The organism is Streptomyces sp. DH24, from assembly GCF_029813775.1.
Classification (GTDB): Bacteria; Actinomycetota; Actinomycetes; order Streptomycetales; family Streptomycetaceae; genus Streptomyces.
In genome coordinates, this window is record NZ_JARVKW010000089.1 from 1 (window position 1) to 2399 (window position 2399).

Below are 2399 nucleotides of genomic sequence, written 5' to 3' on the forward strand. Positions count from 1 at the left end.
GCCGGTGGCCAACAAGTACGCCTACGTCCTGGACGGTCGTTTGCGTCCGGTCCCGGCCGGGGTGATCGGCGAGGTCTATCTCGCCGGCGACGGCCTCGCCCACGGTTATCTGGCGCAGCCCGGCACCACCGCGACCCGGTTCGTCCCCAACCCGTACGGGGGCGCGGGCAGCCGTCTCTACCGCACCGGTGACCTCGCGCACTGGGACCGTGACGGCCACCTCCACTACGCCGGTCGCACCGACGGCCAGGTCAAGATCCGTGGCTTCCGCATCGAACCCACCGAGATCGAGACCGTACTGACCACCCACCCCCACCTCACCCAGGCCGTCGTCCTGGCCACCGACCACCTGACCGCCTATGTGACGGCCGTGCCCGGTGCCTCCGTGAGCCCCGCCGCCCTGCGCGCCTGGTCGCGGGAGCGGCTGCCCGACCACATGGTCCCCACACACTTCGCGGTCCTGGACCGGCTGCCGCTCACCCTCAACGGGAAACTCGACAAGCGGGCCCTGCCGCCCGTGGAGACACCCCTGGAGAGCGGCGGCCGGGCACCGCGCACCGAACTCGAAGAACTCCTGAGAACCCTGGTCGGCGAGGTACTGGGCTCGGCCGCACCGCTGTCCATCGACGACGGCTTCTTCGAACACGGCGGGCACTCCCTGCTCGCCGCCCGCCTCATCAACCGCGTCACGGCCACGTTCGGCGTCACCCTCACCCTCCGCGACATCTTCCAGCACCCCACCCCGGCCGCCCTCGCCCGGCGCATCACGGAGGCGTCCGGCCGCCCGGCGCTGCCACCGCCGGCCCGCGCCGCCGTACGCCCCGAGCGGCTGCCGCTGTCCCACGCGCAGCAGCAACTGTGGCTCATGGCGGGCCTGCGGGGCCCGGACACCGCCTACAACGTGCCGATGGCGGTGCGGCTGACCGGCGGCGACGTGGACACGGCGGCACTGAGGGCGGCCGTCGGCGACCTGGTCCGGCGGCACGCACCGCTGCGGACCCGCTTCGCCACCGCCGACGGACAGCCCCATCAGGTCGTCACGCCGGCCGAGGAGGCCGCTGCCGACGTGTTCTTCGAAGTCCGCGAGGTGACACCGGAAGCGGCGCAGACCGAGCTGCTCGCCGCGGCCCGGCACCCCTTCGACCTGGCCACCGAGCACCCGCTGCGGGTCACCCTGCTCCGCGAGGGCGACGGGCGGTCCACACTGCTGGTCCTGCTGCACCACATCGCCACCGACGGCCAGTCGCTGCGGCCCTTGTTCGCCGACCTGTCCGCCGCCTACGCCGCCCGGCTGGCCGGCCGGGCTCCCGACCGGGAGCCGCTGCCACTGGAGTACGCCGACTACGCGCTCTGGCAGCGCCCGGCGCTGACGGGCGGGGTCCTCGACGAGCAACTGGCGTACTGGCGCGGCGCGCTGGCGGGTCTGCCCGAGGAGCTGGGCCTGGTGACGGACCGGCCCCGGCCGGCGGTCCCCGGACGCAGCGGCGGAGCGGTCCGCCTGGACTTCGGCCGCGACCTGCACAAACGCGTGCTGGGGCTGGCGCGCGCCGAGCGGTGCACGCCGTTCATGGTGCTCCAGGCGGCGCTGGCGGCGACGCTCACCCGGCTGGGCGCCGGTACGGACGTGCCGCTCGGCTCGCCCGTCGCGGGGCGCCCCGACGAGGCGCTCACGGACCTGGTGGGCTTCTTCGTCAACACGGTCGTGCTGCGGACGGACACCTCGGGCGACCCCGCGTTCCGGGACCTGCTGGCCCGTGTCCGCGCGGCGGACCTGGACGCATTCGCCCACCAGGACGCCCCGTTCGACCTCGTCGTGGAAGCCGTGAACCCGGCGCGTTCGCCTGCCAGGCACCCCCTGTTCCAGGTCTGCCTGGCCCTGGAGCAGGGACCGGCGGCGGCCCCGGACTTCCCCGGCCTGCGGTCCGGGCCCGCGGAGCCGCTGGCCACCGGGGCGGTCAAGTTCGACCTGGAGTTCCTGCTCACCGCCGACGAGGACACCGGGCTGACCGGGGCGGTGCTCTACAGCTCCGACCTGTACGACCGGGAGACCGTCGAGCACATGGTGCGCATGCTGGAACGGGTCCTGGAACACGCGGTGACCGCCCCGGAAGTCCCCCTCTCGGAACTGGAACTGCTCGACGGGGCGGACCTGCGGCGGGTGTTGGGGGAGTGGGCCGGTGGTGCGGTGCCGGTGGCGGGTGTGCCGGTGTTGTCGGCGCGGTTCGAGGAGCGGGCGCGGTTGCGGCCGGATGCGGTGGCGGTTGTGGCCGGCGGTGAGTCGGTGTCGTACGGGGAGGTCAACGCGCGTGCGAATCGGCTGGCGCGGCATCTTCGTGGCCGGGGTGTGGGGCGTGGCGATCTGGTGGGTGTTCTGCTGGACCGGGGGGTGGAGTTCGCGG

Annotated in this window: 1 protein-coding gene; it reads left to right on the plus strand. The window is 73.9% G+C overall.

The features are described from left to right. Positions 1–2399 (plus strand): condensation domain-containing protein (locus QC282_RS31945; RefSeq protein WP_279553093.1); only part of this gene is annotated, 2399 nt, incomplete at both ends.